The 20232-nt window shown below is 37.4% G+C and carries 22 protein-coding genes; 17 read left to right on the top strand and 5 right to left on the bottom strand.

The window, feature by feature from the left end; translation table 11 throughout:
• Positions 1-10 precede the first annotated feature (10 nt).
• The 8 genes from LJE72_RS02810 (at position 11) to LJE72_RS02845 (ending at position 7842) form a co-directional block, all read left to right on the top strand.
• Positions 11-1027: a 4Fe-4S dicluster domain-containing protein gene (locus LJE72_RS02810; protein WP_229246114.1), complete on the top strand. Its 1017-nt coding sequence runs from the start codon at positions 11-13 to the stop codon at positions 1025-1027.
• Positions 1027-1869 (top strand): FAD/NAD(P)-binding protein, encoded by an 843-nt coding sequence (locus tag LJE72_RS02815; RefSeq protein WP_229246230.1) that lies wholly within the window; start codon positions 1027-1029, stop codon positions 1867-1869. Before LJE72_RS02810 ends, LJE72_RS02815 begins: the two co-directional genes overlap by 1 nt.
• Positions 1870-1892: 23 nt before the next feature.
• Entirely contained in the window at positions 1893-3125 is a 1233-nt protein-coding gene (locus LJE72_RS02820; RefSeq protein WP_229246115.1) for a (Fe-S)-binding protein, read from the top strand.
• A gap of 216 nt (positions 3126-3341) precedes the next feature.
• On the top strand, positions 3342-3632 hold the full coding sequence (locus LJE72_RS02825) for a DUF3846 domain-containing protein (protein WP_229246116.1): 291 nt from the start codon (positions 3342-3344) through the stop codon (positions 3630-3632).
• A 105-nt stretch (positions 3633-3737) separates the two neighbouring features.
• Positions 3738-4598: a DegV family protein gene (locus LJE72_RS02830; RefSeq protein ID WP_229246117.1), complete on the top strand. Its 861-nt coding sequence runs from the start codon at positions 3738-3740 to the stop codon at positions 4596-4598.
• 368 nt (positions 4599-4966) lie between these two features.
• A complete protein-coding gene (locus LJE72_RS02835; protein WP_229246118.1) occupies positions 4967-5221 on the top strand; it encodes a hypothetical protein in 255 nt (84 codons plus the stop codon).
• A gap of 641 nt (positions 5222-5862) precedes the next feature.
• Positions 5863-6699, top strand: coding sequence for a class I SAM-dependent methyltransferase (locus LJE72_RS02840; RefSeq protein ID WP_229246119.1), 837 nt, complete (start codon positions 5863-5865; stop codon positions 6697-6699).
• A 78-nt stretch (positions 6700-6777) separates the two neighbouring features.
• A complete protein-coding gene (locus LJE72_RS02845; protein WP_229246120.1) occupies positions 6778-7842 on the top strand; it encodes an ATP-grasp domain-containing protein in 1065 nt (354 codons plus the stop codon).
• 174 nt (positions 7843-8016) lie between these two features.
• Here the strand turns inward: LJE72_RS02845 and LJE72_RS02850 are convergent, their stop codons facing one another.
• On the bottom strand, positions 8017-8370 hold the full coding sequence (locus LJE72_RS02850; RefSeq protein ID WP_229246121.1) for a hypothetical protein: 354 nt from the start codon (positions 8368-8370) through the stop codon (positions 8017-8019).
• A gap of 242 nt (positions 8371-8612) precedes the next feature.
• On the opposite strand from LJE72_RS02850, the gene LJE72_RS02855 reads away from it, so the two are divergent.
• The 5 genes from LJE72_RS02855 to LJE72_RS02875 all read left to right on the top strand — a co-directional run bounded on the left by LJE72_RS02855 (position 8613) and on the right by LJE72_RS02875 (position 13053).
• Positions 8613-8732: a DUF4023 family protein gene (locus LJE72_RS02855; protein ID WP_229246122.1), complete on the top strand. Its 120-nt coding sequence runs from the start codon at positions 8613-8615 to the stop codon at positions 8730-8732.
• A 431-nt stretch (positions 8733-9163) separates the two neighbouring features.
• A complete protein-coding gene (locus tag LJE72_RS02860) occupies positions 9164-9634 on the top strand; it encodes a CBS domain-containing protein (RefSeq protein ID WP_229246123.1) in 471 nt (156 codons plus the stop codon).
• A gap of 84 nt (positions 9635-9718) precedes the next feature.
• Positions 9719-11089: a D-serine ammonia-lyase gene (locus LJE72_RS02865; RefSeq protein WP_229246124.1), complete on the top strand. Its 1371-nt coding sequence runs from the start codon at positions 9719-9721 to the stop codon at positions 11087-11089.
• A gap of 126 nt (positions 11090-11215) precedes the next feature.
• The gene (locus LJE72_RS02870) at positions 11216-12139 is read left to right on the top strand and encodes a DUF2156 domain-containing protein (protein WP_229246125.1); all 924 of its coding nucleotides are present in this window, start codon (positions 11216-11218) and stop codon (positions 12137-12139) included.
• 23 nt (positions 12140-12162) lie between these two features.
• Positions 12163-13053, top strand: a complete 891-nt coding sequence (locus tag LJE72_RS02875) for a GNAT family N-acetyltransferase (RefSeq protein WP_229246126.1) — start codon at positions 12163-12165, stop codon at positions 13051-13053.
• 72 nt (positions 13054-13125) lie between these two features.
• Here LJE72_RS02875 and LJE72_RS02880 read toward each other — a convergent pair whose 3' ends face one another.
• Positions 13126-14367, bottom strand: a complete 1242-nt coding sequence (locus LJE72_RS02880) for a hypothetical protein (protein WP_229246127.1) — start codon at positions 14365-14367, stop codon at positions 13126-13128.
• Between the two features lie 79 nt (positions 14368-14446).
• On the opposite strand from LJE72_RS02880, the gene LJE72_RS02885 reads away from it, so the two are divergent.
• Complete coding sequence (locus LJE72_RS02885; RefSeq protein WP_229246128.1) at positions 14447-15253, top strand: hypothetical protein; 807 nt, start codon at positions 14447-14449, stop codon at positions 15251-15253.
• Between the two features lie 255 nt (positions 15254-15508).
• Here LJE72_RS02885 and LJE72_RS02890 read toward each other — a convergent pair whose 3' ends face one another.
• Positions 15509-16039 carry a hypothetical protein gene (locus LJE72_RS02890; protein WP_229246129.1) on the bottom strand — a complete coding sequence of 177 codons (531 nt, stop codon included), beginning with the start codon at positions 16037-16039 and terminating at the stop codon, positions 15509-15511.
• Between the two features lie 97 nt (positions 16040-16136).
• Between LJE72_RS02890 and LJE72_RS26650 the strand changes: the two genes are divergently transcribed.
• The gene (locus tag LJE72_RS26650; RefSeq protein WP_396390236.1) at positions 16137-16313 is read left to right on the top strand and encodes a DUF3795 domain-containing protein; all 177 of its coding nucleotides are present in this window, start codon (positions 16137-16139) and stop codon (positions 16311-16313) included.
• Between the two features lie 46 nt (positions 16314-16359).
• On the opposite strand, the gene LJE72_RS02895 is transcribed toward LJE72_RS26650, so the two are convergent.
• Together LJE72_RS02895 and LJE72_RS02900 are read right to left on the bottom strand one after the other, a co-directional pair.
• Entirely contained in the window at positions 16360-17253 is an 894-nt protein-coding gene (locus LJE72_RS02895) for a metallophosphoesterase (RefSeq protein WP_229246130.1), read from the bottom strand.
• Positions 17254-17627: 374 nt separating this feature from the next.
• Positions 17628-18113, bottom strand: coding sequence for a YtxH domain-containing protein (locus LJE72_RS02900; protein WP_229246131.1), 486 nt, complete (start codon positions 18111-18113; stop codon positions 17628-17630).
• Between the two features lie 278 nt (positions 18114-18391).
• On the opposite strand from LJE72_RS02900, the gene LJE72_RS02905 reads away from it, so the two are divergent.
• Both LJE72_RS02905 and LJE72_RS02910 read left to right on the top strand, forming a co-directional pair.
• Positions 18392-18859 (top strand): hypothetical protein, encoded by a 468-nt coding sequence (locus LJE72_RS02905; RefSeq protein WP_229246132.1) that lies wholly within the window; start codon positions 18392-18394, stop codon positions 18857-18859.
• Positions 18860-19225: 366 nt separating this feature from the next.
• A complete protein-coding gene (locus LJE72_RS02910) occupies positions 19226-19750 on the top strand; it encodes a hypothetical protein (RefSeq protein WP_229246133.1) in 525 nt (174 codons plus the stop codon).
• Positions 19751-20232: the final 482 nt, after the last annotated feature.

Raw genomic sequence — 20232 nt, forward strand, 5'->3', positions numbered from 1 at the left:
GGTGAAGATAATGAAGATAAGTAAAGAAAAATTTGGCCAGGCATTTGATGCGTTAGTCGCTGAGTACCAAATAATTGCTCCGGTTAGTGATGCTAACGGAATTGCTTTCAAAGGAGTCAAAAGCTTCTCAGAAGTTAAGCAAGATTATCTGAATTCTAAACTTCCTCCCAAAGCTTTCTTTTTTCCTCAACATGAAAAACTCATGTCTTATAAAAAAGAAGGTAAAGAAGTAACCGTTAAGAGCGAGCTTAAGGTAGAGAATACCGTTCTTTTTGGAATCAGACCCTGCGATGCTAAAGGGATGCAACTCTTAGATATGGTCTTCAAAAATGATCAGTATACAGACCCTTATTATTTTGAACGCCGAGATAAATCGGTCATAATCGGAGTAGCGTGTAACAAAATTGCTCCTACTTGTTTTTGCTCCTCATTTGGTCTTTCTCCGGCTGGCAGTGAAGGGTCCGATATCTTTTTGATTGATCTTGGAGATTCCTACGACGTAGAAGTGATCACAGAGAAAGGGAAAGCTTTGGCTGCTCGTTTCGAAGCGCTCTCTGAACTTTCTGCAGATGAACAAGCCTTAGTTGACAAAATTAAGGATGCAGTGACCTTGAGCAAGGTCGATGTCTCAACCACCACCAGTAAGCTGGACAAGATGTTTAATAATCCTTACTGGGATACTCTCCAAGAAAAGTGCATTGGGTGTAATGTTTGTTCATTCTCATGTCCTACCTGCCATTGCTTCGATATTTCCGAGGAAGTGCGCAAGAATGAAGGCACGAGAGTTCGAACTTGGGATGCTTGTATGGCCCCGCTCTTTACACTTCATGGATCCGGTCATAACCCGCGGGATAATAAAAAGGCTCGTTGGCGTCAGCGGATGATGCACAAGTTTAACTATTTTGTCCATAACAATGGGTCTATGTCCTGCGTAGGCTGTGGTCGCTGCATAAAAGGTTGCCCAGTTAATATGGATATCCGACAAGTCATTGATGGGGCTAACAAAGCAGAATTGGTGGTGGAATGATGCAACTGAATCCATATATCCCAATAACCATGAAACTCGTTAAAAATTTAGTGGAAACCGAAGATAAGCTGATCAATACCTTTACACTGGAGTTCCTCAATCAACAAGATGAAGAAAACTTTAAATATATGCCGGGGCAGTTTGCAGAACTAAGTGCCTATGGTCATGGCGAAGCACCTTTTGGAATCGCAACCTCTCCGACTGAGCCCGGAATTCTAAAGTTTTCCGTTGCTAAAGTAGGATGCGTATCCAATGCCTTACATCTCATGGAAGAAGGAACTATGGTAGGGGTCCGAGGACCAATGGGTAATTACTATCCCCTAGAAAAGTTTAAAGGGAAAAACGTTGTTATTATTGGTGGAGGTTTTGCTTTTACAACTCTGCGTTCACTGGCGAAATATATGTTGGATGACAAACATCGTGGTGACTATGGTGATATTACAGTTATTTACGGTGCCAGAAACCCCGGCTTATTACTCTATAAAGAAGAATTAGCCGAGTGGGAAAACAATCCAAATATTAACCTGATAACCACCATTGACCGACCGGCAGAAGGCTGGACTAAACACGTAGGCTTTATTCCCAGCATCACGGAACAAATTGCTCCTTCTTCCGTTGATACCTATGCTGTCGTTTGCGGACCACCGGCCATGATTAAATTTACCTTACCGGTCCTTGAAAAATTAAACTTTACTCCTGAGAGTATTTACACCTCCTTAGAAATGCGTATGAAGTGCGGATTGGGAATCTGTGGACGTTGTAATATTGGTACAGAATATGTATGTAAAGATGGTCCGGTCTTCTCCATGGCTCAATTAAAAGAATTACCGAATGAATATTAATCAAGTCGGAGGTGATAGTAACAATGGCTGAACCCATTAGAGTTAAAGACTTAGATCCTACTCTGCGTGATGAATTGGCTGGATTATTAAAGGGCTATGATTTTTCCAATTGCCTTTCTTGTGGTATGTGTCTGGCTGGATGTAAGTATAGTGATTTAATTGAGGATCAAGACCCACGTAAATTCATTCGCAAGGTAGCCCTTGGCATGCGAGAAGAATTAGTTAACGATCCTTTTGTTTGGAATTGCAATATGTGTGAACGATGTACTGTAGAATGCCCGATGGGTGTAAATATTGCAGCTATAACAAGAGCTTTCCGAGGAAAAACTCCGGTACCTCCCGGTCATTTACAAATTATTGCCGATGACCATATCCGTACAGGTAACCAAATGGCTGTAGAGCAACTAGATTATGACGAAACCCTGGAATGGCTTGAGGAGGAACTTCAGAAAGAACTGAACGATCCTAATTATAAAATACCCATTGACAAGCAGGATGCAGATTTTATGTTCGGCTTCAATGCTCGAGAGGTTAAACATTATCCCCATGAATTACAGACTATCTTGCATGTCTTTTATGCTGCCAAAGCTAATTATACACTGAGCAGTAAGCGTTGGGACGCAACGAATATCTGTCTATTCACAGGAAAGAATGATGAATTCCAAGAAATTTCTCGTCCGCTCTTTGAAGAAGTAGAGCGCTTAAATGCTAAAGAACTTATCGTCACAGAATGTGGTCACGCTTTCCGCTCCAGTAAAATGTTTGAGCGTACTTTCTGGAAGGGGAAAAAATTCCCTGTCCGCCACATTGTTGAAATTTACGCTGATTGGATAAAAGAAGGCAGACTAAAACTAGATAAGAGCAAAAATCCTCTCCCAGTGACCATGCACGATCCTTGTAATACGGTTCGTAAAGAAGGAGTCTATGAACCGCAACGCTATGTTATTAAACATGTCGTGGAGGATTATCGCGAAATGAATCCCGATGGCAAGTATAACATTTGTTGTGGAGCCGGCGGTGGTGCTTTAGCCGTAGCTGCCACCAAACAGCAGCGTATGATTAAAGCTAAACCTAAAGTTGATCAATTATTGGCTACAGGGGCAAAAATTGGCTGTATTCCCTGTCATAACTGCATTGACCAGTTTAATGACATGAATAAGTTCTATAAGCTTAAAATGAAAATGCACCATCTCAGTACTCTCATTGAAAATGCATTAGTACCTGATGATGCACCGGAGAGTCCTGCAGCAGAATAGACTAGTCAGGATTGTCCTTGCTGAATGTCTTTAACAGTGGCATTAGCAAAAATACTTTTTGCTTTATTTTAAAGTGAATTAGAAAGCCCTGTCGGCGGAAAAATAACCGCACCGTACGGGGCTTTTTTTCTTCCCGTATAGTTCAGAATCTGATAGAATGTCTTATCAATTCATTATCCTTCACTTTGTTTATTGAAGGAGGCCGGAGGAGGAAAAATGGTTAAATGGATAAGGGTTCTTGTAGTGGAGCCTGGAAAATCTCCCGATATTCGAGAAATGCCAAATAACCTTAAAGCTTTCGAACTGACAATCGGAGGTTATCTTGAGATTGCTGAGAGTGTGCGTCCTGGATGCTCAATAATATACAATGGCAACAAACCTCTTCTCCAAAAGCCCCTCAGAAGAGCTGATATTGAGGGAACCTTCATCATTGTCCGAGTAGATCCTCCAGAGCCTGTATCACTTAGACAAGAAGATATCACCACTCTCTTAGAAGTCTATAATTAAATTCTTAAACAAATTACACAGTGAGTTAATAAAGGTTATAATATAGATATAATTAATACATGCGCATTTCAGCTTATTAGCATGTAATGAAAGAGAGCAAAAAGGATGGCTGTACAGATTTTGACAGATAGCACAAGCTACTTGCCAGAAAATACTAGAAAAGAATTAAATATAAGAATGGTATCGTTAAATCTTTCGTTTGGAAATAATAGTATGAGGGAAATTGACATAGATAACAAGATGTTTTACACAATGATGGATGCAAAAGGGATTCCAACCTCTTCCCAACCTTCAGTTGGGGAAATGTATCAAGAAATGACAAGTGCGATTGAGATGGGGGATAGCCTTTGCTGCATCTTTTTGTCTTCAGACATGAGTGGTACTGTATCAACTGGTCAAATAGTAAAAGCCATGGTCTTAGAGAAATACGAAAATGCCCAAGTAGAGATAGTTGATTCTAGATCAAACTGCATGCAACTTGGATTTGCTGTTGTTTTAGCAGCCAGAGCAGCTAAGACGGGCAAAGCCTTAGAGCAGGTTAAAGAAGCGGCCTTAGAAAATATCAAAAGAAGCCGTTTCTTATTTATTCCTGAAAATCTGGAGTACTTGAAAAAAGGCGGCAGAATTGGTGGCGCTAGTGCGTTAATAGGAAACTTATTTAAAATTATTCCGATTTTAACTGTAGAAGACGGTAAGACAACGGTTTTAACGAAAGTTCGAACGAAGAATAACGCTGTTAGGGCTATGGTTGATAGAATGATGCTGGATGTAAGTATGTATGGTTTAGGAGAAATTGTTGTTTTACATATTAACTGTTTCGATGAAGCGATAGATCTAGCTAAAATAATCAAAGAAAATTTAAAAGTTGATATAGAGGTAATGGATATTGGACCGGTCATCGGGTTACATGTTGGTCCAGGTGCAATTGCAATTGCTTATTATACAGAAAATGCTATGAGAGAATGATATAATATAGGGTGAATGATACTCCAATCAAATTTAACTAACTGCCAGAAAGAGGTAATAAGTAATCATGATGTACGAATACAATGGAATAATATTTAAAAACGCTAATCCCAAGCATGCTGACGGAACAAAAGCATGGAGCCAAATATGCAGAATCTGTGCAGGGAAATATAAGATTAAACGAAGCATGCTGGAAAATGTTTGAAGTGGCACATGTGGTGTGCAAGGTTGTACACGTCAAGCCAGTTTCTATATCAATTTTGAGGATGGAGAATTAGTTGAAGTGGTCGATTGATTTTAAAACGGTAAGGACTTATGATACAATGTAAGAGGATGGTAAGAGGGTTAAGATAAAGGAGGTTTTCGCATTGCCAAAACTTAATAGAATTCTATGGTCCCTTGCGATTCTATTTATTGTTATCACCACTGTGATTTTTTCCTTTGTGATTATTTTAGTTGGTGCTGCAACGCTGAGTCTATATGGACTTTATCGACATTACTTTCCGAAAAAGAAATTTCCTAAACACCATAATTCAAGGTCGCAAGTCTATACTTTTGGGGAAATCATCGATGTAAAATCTGAAGTGGTTCATGATACGATTGATGTGAAAAAATTAAGATAACTCATACCCTATTCTTTTACCTAGGTTATAGTTTTTCTGGGATTTGAAGATACAAAAGAATATAGAAATGTTCAGACAGATAAGCCACCGCTTTTTGGGCGGTAACTTATCTGTCTTTTGTTTTTACCAGGATTATTGTTGTGTCTGAGCTCACTTCTTGACCTGACTTGCCGCAACATTTGTTTGCCTTTACACGGTGCTATAGTTAAATCATTAAATAGTTTAATGAAAGAAGGGAAAACAATGTCTGTCTCAAAAGCAAGTCTATTGGGTTTCAATGAAAAAACTGAATCTGGAACAAAATCTAAATTGACATTATTAGCTAATACGTTTCTAATCTCTTTATCTGTCCTTTCAGCGCTAGATCTACTGGTTGCACATTAAAGTGGTGATTCAATAGCCAATTACACAATATCTGTTCTAGTCGATCTAAGTTTAACAGTAATAGGCATAATTTTCTGTTCTGATCTTATTGCAAATAAAATTGAGGATTCAATAATTTGCTTTCTCGCCTATATGGTCTTCTTATGGATATGTACTACAGTACTCAAATTAGTTTTCTTATTATGAAGAAGGAACAAGTTTCCAGCAAGCTCGACCATGGAATATAATACTATATACCTTCGAAAGGAGGGTTATACATGGTATATGAAAACAAACGAGTGGAGGAAATGAACTATTTTGAACTGATTGCTTGGCTTGGAATAGGAAGTTCCCATCCGGGAGGCTTTCCTGCTACCAAGCTCAATTTAGATGCAATACAAGTCACACCTGAGGAATATGTGCTAGACGCAGGATGCGGAAGTGGTCTAACAGCTTGTCATTTAGCTAAAACAGTGGGATGCAAAATTGCAGGCGTAGATATTAGTCCTCAAATGATTGAAAAAGCAAGACTAAGGGCTGAAAAAGAAGGAGTATCACATTTAATTGAATTTAGTGTTTCAGATGTTTATGATCTGCCGTTTAACGACAACCACTTTGACTTAGTAATTGCTGAATCTATTACCGTTTTTTTAGATAAAGTTAAAGTTTATCTTGAGTTTTATCGAGTATTAAAGCCTGAGGGGAGAGTAGCTGACCTGGAAATGGCATTACTAAAAGAATTGCCTGCTAATCTTCGACAGCAGATGGAACAGTGCTTCGGTTCTGGCACTAATCCATTGTCCTTCGAAGAGTGGCATAATGCTTTAGAGCAAGCTGGATTTCAGGATGTTGAAATTAAAAATCCTCAAATATTGAAAGATAATGGCAATGTTGTTATGAATGAACTCAGAAAGGATTGGCTACTGATAAAAGACCTTACCACTAAAATCAAAAGACAGCCTAATTTATTGCCCAGATTGCAAAAGAATGCCGGCTTCATGAAGAAGAACCGCAGCTACTTTGGATTTGGCCTTATTTATGGTCGCAAACCTACTCCTAAGAAATTGGGATTCAAAGATTGGGTTCGGCAAGTTTTATTTCGAAGAAAAGCATAGTAATGCTCGTATACAAGGTATGGATTTTATGATTTTGCTAATCCTATGAGTGGGCCTATAGGAGGATGCAAATTAATTATGTATAACAAAACTAAAGAAAACAGCTTTGAACAAGTGACAACAAATATTTATTTCAATCGTTGTTTTTCATCAACTTACAAAATTATTGAAAACTTTCTAAGCAATAATAATACCCATAAGTTTAAGATCTTTATTTCTCACGTTTGTGAAAACAGCTATCTAGAAGAGGTTGCAGATTACTTCGAAGTGGAGCCGTCTCTTGATGGAAGCGACTATGCTAAGTATTGTTTGGATTTTTGTTTGAAACACCATATTAACCTGTTTGTACCAAGATATAACGTAACCACTTTAATCAACTTTAAGGAACAGTTTGAACAACTTGGAGTTAAGGTAATGTTTATCGGGAATAGTGCAACTTACCAACTTCTTGACGATAAGTTAAAAACCTACGAGGCTTTAAACGATAATGATATTGTAGCTATCCCAAAAACATTTTGTATCAGAAACTATGTGGACTTTGAAAAAGCATATGATGATATAACAAAAGACAAAAGCAGTTCTTGTTTGAAGCCTATCTCAGGAATTGGCGGAGATGGCTTCAAACAAATCTTAGAGAATATGAAAGAAGTGGATGAGCTTTATAAAACAACAGGTTCGACAATCGCCATGGATAGGATAGTACGGGTATTACAGAACTCCAAAAATGTAAACCCCTTCATAGTAATGGAATACTTGGAAGGGGATGAGTTTAGTATTGATTGTTTAGGGAATAAGGGCGAACTTATCGTAGCTATTCCTAGGAGAAAGCTAGACCTGTATCGGCAGAACATTGAATATCGAGAAGATTTGATTGCTCTAGCTCAAAAACTAACAAAGGAATTCTCCTTGAGTTATCTGTACAATATTCAAGTTAAGTATCATGGAGGCAAGGCCTATCTTATAGAAATAAACACCCGTATGTCAGCAGGGATTCATAAATCCTGTTTTACCGGGGTGGATTTCTTAGATCTTGCTATTAGGTTGCTTATGGGAGAGACCGTAACAACACCGAAAAGTATTCGTTGGGGCTTGCAAATACGGACTACTGAGAACTATGAAATTGTAAACGCAGAGAAGGCATAAAAAAGAATACCTCGTTTTTTAAATAGGTATTCTTTTTGAATGGGTCATCTTAACAATATATGTATGAAAATGATATTCCCCAAGCTGAACATTTTTATAGTCGCTTTGGGGAATAGTGAATAAACTTCAGAGTACCAATAAGTTATGAGAAATAGTTCAGTAAGCTGTTATACGCTAGCTGATTAGTCCTAGTTCTCTTTTTGTCCGTTCTGCCAGCTTTTTAAGCATTTTTTCTCTGTCACTATTGTATAACGGTCCATAAAAAACTATTCCGTACTTCTCTAAAATTTTAGATTCGATTTCTTTTCTGGTGCGTCCGACTTCAGGGATATAGAGAGATTTCCTTTTGGCTTTGTGAAATTTCGCATGATGAGCGCTATCAATGAACACTGCAAGGTTTGCAGTTCTGTCGTCATCATTGACTTCGTTAAGATGGTGCAGAATTTCAGTATCTTTCAATTTTCTTTCTAAATACCTCTCAATAATTGACCTTGAGAGCTCAGTTTTCATAGAAATGTTATCGCTCATTGTTGACTCCTTTCAAAGTGACACCCAAATAAAAACAAGCAACAACCATTGGGATGGATTCTGCTCCTAGTCCCGCCAGTCAGGTTGCTTTGAATTCAAACAATTTATTAATTGATTTATTACCTTTTTTATTATACTATAGATTGCTAAAAAAAACAACAGTATTTTATATATTTGCAGGCATGTTTTTATAGACGTATGGTTAAAGTAAGAAAAGGTTCAGTAAAAGGGAGGGTAAATCAATGGATGAATTGGCTAAAATACAGAATGCTCAAGCAAAAGCTGAAAAAAACAAGAAACATCAAAATAATGAAAATACAGCTAAGAAGTTGCCCAGTAAGCAGCACAGTACTAATAAATAGTTCTAAATAAACCATGGTCTTTCAAGATCATGGTTTATTAACAAGCTTGACATTGTGACTATGTACTCATATAATCACAAAATGATCACGTATTTATACTTTGCTAAGTGGAGCGATTAAATGCCAAATCAAACCTTTTCCAGACAGATTCCATAGATTTCTATTTAGTACACGCTATTAATCAACAACTACGGCCTACGTTAAAAGAGGCTAAAACAGGTGAATTTTCAGATCAATAATTTACAGGCTCCAAGTTTGGTTGCTAGGTGACAAGGTAATGAGTGAACATAGCACTGATGTTCTAATAATAGAAGGTCGGTGCTATAATTATATTACTCAAAAAACCAAAGTTTCATTTCAGTTTTTCTAACTGTATGGTATATAATTAATCTTAGCTTTATAATAGATAGCCGAAATGGAGCGTAAATAAAATGAATGTAGCATTTTTTCTTATACCTAAAAAGAACATCGTTTTTTTAAAGGAAAATGCAACGATGCGTCAAGCCTTGGAGAGGATGGAGTATCATAGCTATTCGGCGGTCCCTCTCATTAATGACGAAGGAAAATATGCAGGAACGATAACAGAAGGAGATTTACTCTGGAAGTTAAAAAATACGCCCGGTTTGTCCTTTGAAAACACGGAGGATATTTTCCTAAGCGAAGTAAAACAACATGTTCAGAATTTTCCGGTAACCATCGAAGCCCAAATAGAGGATTTGATTTCCAGAGCGGTAGTGCAGAATTTTGTGCCTGTCGTGGATGATCAGCAGATTTTTATCGGAATTGTACGTCGTCGAGAAATCATTGAATACTGTTCTAAAATCTTGATCCAACGAAAAGCAGACACCGTGAATACTCTGGAAAGGCCTAAACTAAGTTCGTTTACTGAACTTCAAGATTAAACAATCAGCAACAAGGTTGCTGAATGAAAGAATTGGCTATCACATATTAAGTTAGAAGCTATCTGAAATTTTGAGGGGATTAATATGATTTTAGGGAAAAATATTGAACGTTGGCAACAAGAATATCCATTGCTTACTGAAATAATCAATACTAACGAAGTATTCTGGATAAATCCACAATATCAAGCTTATAAGGACGCCATTTTGAAAATTTCCCTCACTGAAGCAGACGTAAAAGTTGCTGACGAACGACTAAAAAAATTTGCTCCATATATCGCCAAAGTCTTTCCGGAGACAAAAGAACAAGGTGGTATTATAGAGTCACCTATTATCAGAATTCCTCGTATGAAAAAACAAATGGAGGAAATATTTAACCAGAAAGTGATTTGTGAAAACTTGTTGCTCAAATGTGACAGTCATCTCCCTATTTCTGGGTCAATCAAAGCAAGAGGCGGAATTTATGAGGTACTTAAGCATGCAGAAGATTTAGCGTTTGAATTTGGAATCCTTTCTAAGGAAGACGATTATTCGATTTTAGACAATGATACATTTAGAGATTTCTTTTCCCACTATTCTATTGTTGTTGGCTCTACAGGAAATTTGGGATTAAGTATCGGCATAATGAGTGCTAAATTAGGATTTAATGTAACTGTTCATATGTCTGCCGATGCAAAGCAATGGAAGAAGGACCTTCTCAGAAGCAAAAGGGTTACCGTGATTGAATATCAATCGGATTACAGCAAAGCTGTTGAAGAGGGTAGAAGACAGGCGGATAACGATCTAAAGAGCTATTTTATTGATGATGAGAATTCAATGAATCTATTCCTAGGGTATGCTGTTGCAGCACTAAGGCTAAAAGAACAACTTAAAGATCTAAAGGTTGTTGTGGATAAAGACCATCCATTATTTGTATACCTTCCTTGTGGTGTTGGAGGAGGACCCGGCGGAGTTGCATTTGGATTAAAGCTAATTTTTAAGGACTATGTGCATTGTTTTTTTGCGGAGCCTACTCATTCACCTTGCATGTTAATAGGATGTATGACAGGTGAACATGATAAAGTATGTGTACAGGACTTTGGAATTGATAATATCACGGATGCAGACGGATTAGCTGTAGGCAGAGCTTCAAGCTTTATCGGAAAAACAATGATAAATCTGTTAAGCGGCATTTACACTGTAAAGGATAATATGTTGTATAGAATGTTGAGTGTTATGGCGGATACAGAAAAAATATTCGTTGAACCCTCAGCGTTGGCAGGTGCTCCAGGTATGTTCAATTTATTCATGACGAAAGCAGGAAACAAATATGTAACAGATCAAGGTTTAACACACAAAATCCAGAATGCATCTCATATTATCTGGGCAACCGGCGGCAACATGGTGCCGCAATCAGAAATGAGAAATTATTACCAAAAAGGTGTTGACTTATTTTCACCATCTAAGCTCGATCTGTAAAAGTACCTAATATTGACTCTCCAACAAGAGTAATTAATATGTGAACTCGCCAGAGTTGAATACCGATTTTATAAGTAGCAAATTATATAGTAAGTTTAAAAACAAGATACAAATTTGGAGGATAGAATGATTAACTTTAAAGAAATAGAAATAAGTGACAAGAAGTGGATAGATCCCCTTCTTGCCACTGCTGATATGAGTGGTTGTCATCAAAATTTCACAAACATATTTGCATGGTCCAAAATCTATAAGTATCGGGTTGCACAAGTAAATGACTTTCTTGTGGTTAAAGGAGTTTTGAATGATTCCCCCTATTATTTTTTCCCTGCTGGTACGGGCGATATCAAAACTGTCTTTGAGGTATTGAAACAAGACGCAGTTTCCAATGGGCAAGAATTTGTAGTGGCAGGAATATCCCCCGAAAATATCACAACAATGAAAGAAGTTTTTCCTGATAACTTCGAGTATAAAGTAATTCGAGATAACTTTGATTATGTTTATCTTCTGGACAAGCTAGTCACCTTAAAAGGGAATAAACTTCACTCTAAGCGCAATTATATCAATCGATTTATTAAGGTGAATTCTGATTGGAGTTTTGAACCGATATCAATAGAAAACTTGGACGAGTGTTGGAAAATGAACCTGCAATGGTGTAAGATTAATTCTCATAATGAGAATGAACATGACATCGCCAATGAAACTTGCGCAGTAAGGCGTTGCTTTGACAATTTCACCGAGCTTGGCTTAGAAGGTGGGCTTATTCGTGCAGAGGGCAAGGTAATTGCTTTCACAATGGGAGAAAAACTAAATTCAGACACTTATGTCATTCACATTGAAAAAGCCTTTGGTGAGATAGCGGGTGCCTATCAAATGATCAATCGTGAGTTTGCTGCGGTTATCCAAAAGAACTATCCCCAACTCATTCATGTCAACCGTGAGGAGGATATGGGCTTTGAGGGATTAAGAAAAGCTAAGTTATCTTACCATCCAGATAAAATGGAGGAGAAATACTGGGCTACTTATTTTGAACTTAAAGAATTAGCCGTTTAAAAGGCAGATGGAGATTACATTTGATGCGCGAAATCAGACTGGCCCGAAAAGGTGAGATGGCTCAACAAAAAGAAATATGGAAACTTTGCTTTGGAGATCCTGACAGTTATATCGATTTCTATTTTGCCAATCGATATAAAGAGGATGAAACGGTTGTATTGCTTTATGATGGAGAGATTGCGACTATGCTTACGATGATACCTGTCAGAACGGTGTTTCCGAATGACCGAAGCCTTAATACAGCCATGTTCTACGCTATCGCAACTCACCCTAAATTCCAGAACAGAGGTTTTGCAACTCAATTAATGGACTATAGCAATAATCAGTTTCTCAGGGCTAGAAAGGAGGAACTTTCTGTTCTTGTTCCAGCTAACACTCAGCTTTTTGAGTATTATCGAAAACAAGGCTACCAGGACGGATTATATATTAGGGAGATTCTATTTAGTCGAGAAGGAGCAGATAGCTTACCTGTCTCTAAGCCGTTCAGTTGTACGATTTTACCAATAACCTCTGAGGATTATAATCGCAGAAGGAATAGCCAACTTAACGGCCGTCTTTATATTTCGTATCCTGATGAGAACATTTCCTACCAAAAAAAACTGTCCCAGCACTCTGGAGCAGATATCTACTCTGTCGACATTGAAGACATAGAGGGGTGTTTAGCCGTTGAAAGAATTACTTCTGACAAGGTGCTAATCAAAGAAATCTTACTTCCTGATGATTTCATTAACACAGCTGTCAAACAGATCGTGCAACAACTCACTGCAAAAGAATATGTGCTGCGCACCCCACCCCACCTAGGTCAGCAATTAGGAGGCTTCATTCGTCCTTTCGGAATGATCAGGGTACAGAGTGGCATAGATGCGGTGATAATGCCAGAAGATTTAGGGTATCTGGGGGTTGCCTTCGATTAGAGATGGAAAACTCACAAAGATTAATATTTCTCTTCATTGACACATTCAATAAGGGGGGATATTGATCTTTTATTAGTTCATGATTATGTTTGTAATATCCTTCACAAGTTTTCCGTTCTGATCACAGATTTTCACTCTAGCCTTGTCATTTTCTAAGGTGAAGTAGAGAATGTAGGGGTTTTTGATATCACCATTAGCCAAAGGATCGGTAGGATCAAGAATGCTTTTTCTATCAATACTAACTGGTCCAAAGAGGTTCTCATCTTCAAGAATAACTTTGGGTTCTTGCTGATAATTACATATTGTGAGCTTGCCTTTGTGGCTTTCATCATAGCTGGTATAGACAACAGAATAGCCGTCATTAAAGGTAGTCGAATCCAAGGCCGGTGCTGAACCTAGTGGGTCAGTGTTAAATGGAATAGTATCCAAGACAAGTATTTTATCGTAATTAGCTTTGTATCTTCGAGCCATAAAAATATTTAAAGATTGCTCAACAGAGGAACCAGAGGAATCTTTAATTAAATTCATGCCGAGTAAACCAAAACTATCCTTGATACCCTGAGTTTTAATAATGTTTTTTATGATGGGCTTATTAAAGTTAGCAACGGGCGTACCATCAAAATCCATGGCATAGAGGTCGATCCCATTAGCAGTGAGAGAGGTATAGGTCAGTTTACGGTCTAAGATATTAGCATTGACTATTTGATAGGGCTTTCGTAAGTAGGTCATCTCCTTAACAGCTTCGTTATCATTCATGAAATAAAAGAAAGATGGTTGGACAAAATGCTTCACATATAATAAATGATCATTTGGTTTAGAGTAATAGAGATCACCTTTAAAATCCATGCTGCTGGCTTCCTCAAAACCTTCAATAGGCAGGAATTCTTGTTCGGAGAATAAGATGTGGTTGTCATCTCGATTGAGAGTTGTTTTAACAACTCCTTCATTGAAAGCTGTTATTATACCATTATTTTGAGAGAGGCGATTATCAAACAATATTATGTCGTCAAGGAATTGGTGAGATGGAAATTCTGCTAAGAGTTTAGTCTCACCATTAGCTATATCTAAATACGATAAAGAAGAGTAGTCAATATTATTCTTTTGATTTGTGGCTAAGACTAAGACGGCATTTTCACTTAATACAAAGTTATCTAACCAAACAATATTTTTAATTTGGCCGAACTTTGTAGATTCAATGTCCAGAAAAGGCTCCCTGAATTCAGGTTTTGGAAGTGTTTTGTATTCTGATATTTGAGTTATAACAGTAGCTATCATCACCACAAGTGTAAATAAGAGCATAGTGTATTTTTTCATAGACTAACCCAATACTCCCTCCATAATATGGTATAATTAATTATTATACCACAATTTAATGGACTAAAAGGAGTAAAAAATGTCTATAATTGATATGTTGAATAAACAGTTTCAATCAATTCATAAGGTTATTTGGATCATTTTGCTGCCACTAATAATCGACATTGGAGAACTTAATCTTTTTGAAAAGATTTTCAAGACTGAGTACCAGCCTTTATCAAAATTAGTATTTAAGTTAGGGTTTATTTCATCGCCACCTAGTATAAGATACACTCTGGAGGATTTTCCTTCTATCTTCTTTCAGTATAATTCAAGGGGTTTTCGAGGTCTTATTAATCAAATAAACCTGACTAATATTTTGCTCCTTGTGTCTTTTGTTCTTATCACAAGTTTTTTACATAGTGGTTATTTATCTGTGATAAGTCAGGCTGGACACAAAAGAGTAATATTTAAGGATTTTCTTCGAGATGGTAACCAATTATGGTTTAAGTTTTTTGTCCTAACCCTCTTAGGGATTATCCCTTCACTTGGGGTATTTATATCGGTAAATTTACTTTATTTAAATTTCATATTTATCATCCTTGTTTATGTCCAATACTCAATAGTGGTTGATAAAGTAAGTCTCAAGGATAATTTTAAGCTCGGAATTAGTTTTCTGTTTGAAAACTTAGGTTTAACAATCAAAATGGCCTTTGTTTTTGGCTTTTTGTTTTCCCTTATAGGTATAGCGATTATTATTTTGGCCGGAATGGGGCAGAATGGCATTGTCGTTGGAGTAATTATTACTGCCTATTTTGGAGCAGTTATTAATAAAGCAGTATTAGAGATCTATAGAGAGGTATCCCAAAAAACAAGTGAGGAAATAAACTTTTCGAAGTATGTATAGCCTTACGCAGGGTAAATCAAATCTAATTATCTCATAAATATGGCCAAGATATGAGTGGATATGCTATGTGCGATAAGCTGAAACCTTCTAAACATGATGTGGAAGGTTTGATTTTTTCTGATAAGCGTCTGCACCTTTCTCTTTTTTTACAATAAATACTCAATATAAGAAAACGGGGAGTGGTAGCTCCCCGTTTGCAACGATACTCTCAATCCTCGAAATGGATAATAACAGAAGTAGAGAGGTTGATCTGAATTACCGCTTTCGTTTTGCCATAAGATTGCTGATAAAACCTTTCAGTCCGCCTTTTTTCGGTTCTTCCCATGCAGATTGTAAAGGCATTTGTCCTCTATAATCTTGATTATATCCCTGGGGGGAATATCCTTGAGACGGATAACCTTGAGTCAAAGGCAACTGGGGTTGGGGGTATTGTTGTAGCTGCCCGAATCCTTGAGGTGGATACCCTGGTGTGGCGTAGCCTTGACCACCCGCATTTTGTTGTCCAGCACCTAAACCAAGATTCCCTCCGAAATTTCCTTGATGTCTAGACATTCCTCCCCCCAGACCGCTTCCGGGACCATTCATATTCATGTTGCGGCTATATCCCGGTGGTATCGGAAAACTGCCTTGCCCTCCCATCGTGGACGGTAATCTCTGACTCTGGTTTAGCATCCAAGTGGGAGCACCCCCGCTAAATTGCCCCGGAGCAACCGCTGGTTGAAAGAACTGATTCTGTTGGGGTATTGATTGTTGATTCCAAAACATATTCATTCTATCTAAAGGCATAAGGTCACTCTCCATATATCTATTAAAATAGGTAATATATGGTAAGTTATTCAAGGCTATACCATTTCGCTACCCGAAAAAGTTGTCTTATATTTTTTTGAAAAAAAGGGGGAGCCCTCCAAAATTCTCTAAGTGCAATGGGTGTAAATCGAATAATTTATTAATAAACTGCAAGCATTGTAAAATAAGAGTTTGTGCCATCAATCGTAAGGTAGAGCACTGTAACGAATGCAACAATATCCTTAATGGAATTGAAACTGAATTTAATTCCTAATACCTTACAGAAAAAACCTATGTACATGATGTAGAAATAGACGTTATTATGATAAAAAGTAATCCCTTAATCTTCTTGGCCCTGCCAGTACCTCTCTGCCAATGAACAATGTACCGTCATCCTTTGTTTTGACATTCCATTTAACAAGTGCAATAAAACCATCAACAATTTCAATTGCCGTTATACTACGAGGATGGACACTGCTTCCATCATTAAAATATAGAGGATTACCGATATCTGGGAACATAGGCTTATGAGTATGACCGGCAATAAGCATATGTTTTTCTTGTATTACCCACTCTGTAAGTTTATTTTCAACTGCGTCTTTCATATGATAGTTTTTGGCTGTACTTGTTGGATCATTTACACCGAATAGCTCTAGGGGTCTCCATAAATATCTAACCAGGAATCTCGATAACCTCCACATTTCATAATCCATGAAACTTGCTTGGTGCCCGTGGATCAAAAGAATCTTGTGTTCCGTCATTGAATATCTTAAAACCAGGCCTTCATGAACCTTAATATTCTCAAATAATGGATAGTAATTTTTGTCCCTTTCATCAAAGTATTGATACAAGTTGTTTTTAACAAATTTATCACTTTTTTTGCACATGTCATGGTTCCCGAAAATTAAATACAGCCTGCCCTCATTGTAGAATTTAGAAAGAAGCCAAAATGCATCACTATGTACGTAGATAACGTCAGAAGCTTTTTTATTCTTCCAAAGCTCATCGCCATCACCAATCTCAATATAAGTATAATTTTCATTATAGTAATGGGTTAAGGCAGCGAAATATAGATTTTGGTTCTTTGAAAAATCATCTGCCCAACTTCCGTCACCCCTATGGATGTCACTCATTAACACAATCTTTGAGGTGTCGTCAAAGGAAATTTCTTCTGCGGATTCAAAGACTTTAGAAATGCGTTTTAACTTATTCATATATTAACCCCCACGAAATAAATAAGTTCTGAAATAGGGAAATTATTTGTGCCAAAATTATACAAGCATGATCTATTTCCGGCTTTGTTTAACTTAATATATTGTAGTAAGTTAATAAATGTGCTTTATTGAGGGTTAGAATCTCATTCCACGAGAGGACGTCTTATCCTTAAGGAGTATATTGATTATTTGATTTTCCTTCGATTTTGTTGATGATGAGGTCAGTCTTTGTAAGGTGATATGAAGACTCTTTTAATTGTCTCACTGAAAAAAAGACAGTTTAAACTGTCTTTTCAACTACCGTTAAATATTTAATTAAGTATCAAATGGAATGCCAATATTTGTTCATAAGACAATAGAATACTATCTTAGGTCTAAAATATCTTTTCTGGATCATCACTGTCATTATTAGTATCAGTTTCAGTTTCAGTTTCGATATCAGCACCAGTACCACTAGTAGCATCAATTTCACAATAAATATCACTATTGCTGTCACTATCTTTATCACTAACAAATTCTTCTACTGCATAAACGGGAACGGTCTTTGTCAAAGCACCCTGCTGAATCTCAGATACCAATGTTTTCAGGTTACTAACTAACTGGTTTCCTTTGTTAATCCAGCTCTTACCATTATTAACCGTCAGTTGGGTCTTTTCCTCAACATTTTGCCAAACACTCTGCGCTTTACCTTTAATATCTACAGCTTTGTCTCCGATTGCATGGGCCTGTTCGACTAGATCTTGGCGCATTTCCTGTCCGCTTTTTGGGGCAAGCAATAGGCCCATCACTGCTCCTGCTAGACTTCCAAACATAGCCGCCTTAATTAGCGTACTCTTTTTGTTTACATCATTATTTCCCACTTCTCATCCGCTCCTTTTAACGCCATGAAATTACAAATGTAACCTCTATCCTGTATATCTAGAAGTTTAGTTTGATGTGCAATCGTTGCTATCATGGTCGTAGGTTTACAAGTCTTATTTATTATATGCTCTCCCATATAAAATGCTTCTGGTTTCAATGGTTCAACTCTTAATTTAATGATGCAGTGAAAGACTAACAAGGATGAACACTACACCATAAGGAGACATAAGATGAAGTTAGATTACTTAACTTGTTGCCCGGATATAGGAGGCTGACAATGTTAAACAATAATTTCATCAGGTCAGATAACAGGAAGGGACACCAATGTCCATTTACAAGTGTTGTGATACTGCAAAAGGATTCGACCGGGATAGTTCATGCTTGGCCTGTTTCAAAAGCGAACATAATTGGAAGTCGTACATATTCGGTCAAAAGCCCAACAAAACGACTTTCTTCCAGTAGTGTAGCTCTCAGCAGAGCTTGCCGAAAAATACCTCCCCCAGCGATTAGTTTGTCAATCAAGCCTAAGTATTGTCAAGGAACTTTAAAAGTCCAACGTGTTTCAGAACCATCAAATCCTGTGCAATTGACTAGTGCCACTTCGGTTAAGAGACTTATCCAAGTGCTCTGTATCCTTTTAACAGCAGGTGGTATTTTGTTAATTGCCAAACCTAAAAAGCTGATAACTTTAGCTAATAGTTTAAGGGCATATTTATTTCGGCCATGTAGGTTTGGCAAAAAATAACGCGCTATTTTGCAGAATAACGCTCCAATCATAAAAAAGCAGGCTGACTGTAACTCTTAAAGGGTTAACAGTCAGCCTGCTTTTTTATGCTGTTAAGCAATGTATTAGAGGAATTAAGCATCTGGTGAGGAAACTCATAATATGGTTTGTTTAGATCAAATGTACAGAAGAGTAATTGAAGGAGATGAATGGAAAGAATTCAAGGAAAAATGATGTATTTAGGGTGGTGGAAAAATGATAGTAAGTCATAACCGGGACGTTTTAGGAACACCTATAGACAATGATTAAATAAAAAATGCCGTCAAGAAAGTACTAATATCTCCTGCTCAAGGGGCGACAAAAAGTGGAAGGAAGAGTGAGTAACCCATGAGTAACCGTGAGATTGCAAGCCTAGCTTGTAAGATTCTTAGTATTTACATGATTATCCAAGGGATTAACGTATCAACCAATGTTCTTTCTTTTGCTGTCGCAATGTCCCATCAAATTACTCTTGAAAATTTGTTGAATATCAGTTATCCGTTAATGTATATTTTCTTTGGAGTTTTACTATGGCTTCTATCGAGTAAGTTATCGGTAGTTATTGTGAAGAAGGAAACTCATTTCAATGAGGGGACAAGGATAAGTGCTAATGATATTCATAGAATTGCATTTTCAGTTCTCGGTCTATTTTTTCTAGGTAATTCATTGCCTAGGCTGGTTTCAGTAATCGCGAATTTTCATATCACGAGTAGTCGAGGAATAAACATTTCTACAGCAGAAATATTACTTGGAGCAGGAGGAGACATAACCCAATTGATCGTGGGATTATGGATATTTCTCAGCTCAAAGGGTTTAGTCAACTTCTTAAAGGCAATCAGGACTGCAGGATTAAAGAAAGAAGAAGAGGATTAAAGAGTCATAACTTCTTAATATTAAACCGATTAAGACAACTGTTCGGAAGCTTCGTAAGGAGGGAGTTAATGCGTGGGGGCGAAAATGGGTTATTTCCGGTTTCCGGATACATGCTGTTAAGTTACGCTATAAATAATGGAGCTATCTCATGGAAAGTAATTGATTCACACCTAGATGTTTAAGGCACAAGTGTAATAGAACTAGGGTCACCTCGCTTGCATCTATTTGACGAACGCGTGTTTAACTCGGTGATAAGGGTTAGCAGTTAAATTTATTTTATTTGTAATACAAATGTGACACGCGACATAATTATATTGCAGGGCAAAAAAAAGATAAGGTAGTGTCCTTATCGGTGCGAGCAAGGCAACCTTATCGGCCGGTGAGAAGTAGCTCGGTTTGGCGCTGGCTACTTTTTACCACTGAGGAGATAGTTCACTTCACAATAACTTTTATCACCTCCACGATTAAAACAAGTAAACTAA

The organism is Desulfosporosinus shakirovi (genome assembly GCF_020595055.1).
GTDB lineage: Bacteria > Bacillota > Desulfitobacteriia > Desulfitobacteriales > Desulfitobacteriaceae > Desulfosporosinus > Desulfosporosinus shakirovi.

Excerpts from the sequence above, each read along its gene's own strand:
- LJE72_RS02865 (WP_229246124.1), top strand. The coding sequence starts at position 9,719 with ATGATTTTAGGGAAAAATATTGAACGTTGGCAACAAGAATATCCATTG.
- LJE72_RS02895 (WP_229246130.1), bottom strand. The coding sequence starts at position 17,253 with ATGAATAAGTTAAAACGCATTTCTAAAGTCTTTGAATCCGCAGAAGAA.
- LJE72_RS02850 (WP_229246121.1), bottom strand. The coding sequence starts at position 8,370 with ATGAGCGATAACATTTCTATGAAAACTGAGCTCTCAAGGTCAATTATT.
- LJE72_RS02870 (WP_229246125.1), top strand. The coding sequence starts at position 11,216 with ATGATTAACTTTAAAGAAATAGAAATAAGTGACAAGAAGTGGATAGAT.
- LJE72_RS02840 (WP_229246119.1), top strand. The coding sequence starts at position 5,863 with ATGGTATATGAAAACAAACGAGTGGAGGAAATGAACTATTTTGAACTG.
- LJE72_RS02855 (WP_229246122.1), top strand. The coding sequence starts at position 8,613 with ATGGATGAATTGGCTAAAATACAGAATGCTCAAGCAAAAGCTGAAAAA.
- LJE72_RS02845 (WP_229246120.1), top strand. The coding sequence starts at position 6,778 with ATGTATAACAAAACTAAAGAAAACAGCTTTGAACAAGTGACAACAAAT.
- LJE72_RS02815 (WP_229246230.1), top strand. The coding sequence starts at position 1,027 with ATGCAACTGAATCCATATATCCCAATAACCATGAAACTCGTTAAAAAT.
- LJE72_RS02905 (WP_229246132.1), top strand. The coding sequence starts at position 18,392 with ATGTTAAACAATAATTTCATCAGGTCAGATAACAGGAAGGGACACCAA.
- LJE72_RS02810 (WP_229246114.1), top strand. The coding sequence starts at position 11 with ATGAAGATAAGTAAAGAAAAATTTGGCCAGGCATTTGATGCGTTAGTC.
- LJE72_RS02875 (WP_229246126.1), top strand. The coding sequence starts at position 12,163 with ATGCGCGAAATCAGACTGGCCCGAAAAGGTGAGATGGCTCAACAAAAA.
- LJE72_RS02820 (WP_229246115.1), top strand. The coding sequence starts at position 1,893 with ATGGCTGAACCCATTAGAGTTAAAGACTTAGATCCTACTCTGCGTGAT.
- LJE72_RS02910 (WP_229246133.1), top strand. The coding sequence starts at position 19,226 with ATGAGTAACCGTGAGATTGCAAGCCTAGCTTGTAAGATTCTTAGTATT.
- LJE72_RS02860 (WP_229246123.1), top strand. The coding sequence starts at position 9,164 with ATGAATGTAGCATTTTTTCTTATACCTAAAAAGAACATCGTTTTTTTA.
- LJE72_RS02825 (WP_229246116.1), top strand. The coding sequence starts at position 3,342 with ATGGTTAAATGGATAAGGGTTCTTGTAGTGGAGCCTGGAAAATCTCCC.
- LJE72_RS02830 (WP_229246117.1), top strand. The coding sequence starts at position 3,738 with ATGGCTGTACAGATTTTGACAGATAGCACAAGCTACTTGCCAGAAAAT.
- LJE72_RS02890 (WP_229246129.1), bottom strand. The coding sequence starts at position 16,039 with ATGCCTTTAGATAGAATGAATATGTTTTGGAATCAACAATCAATACCC.
- LJE72_RS02885 (WP_229246128.1), top strand. The coding sequence starts at position 14,447 with ATGTCTATAATTGATATGTTGAATAAACAGTTTCAATCAATTCATAAG.
- LJE72_RS02880 (WP_229246127.1), bottom strand. The coding sequence starts at position 14,367 with ATGAAAAAATACACTATGCTCTTATTTACACTTGTGGTGATGATAGCT.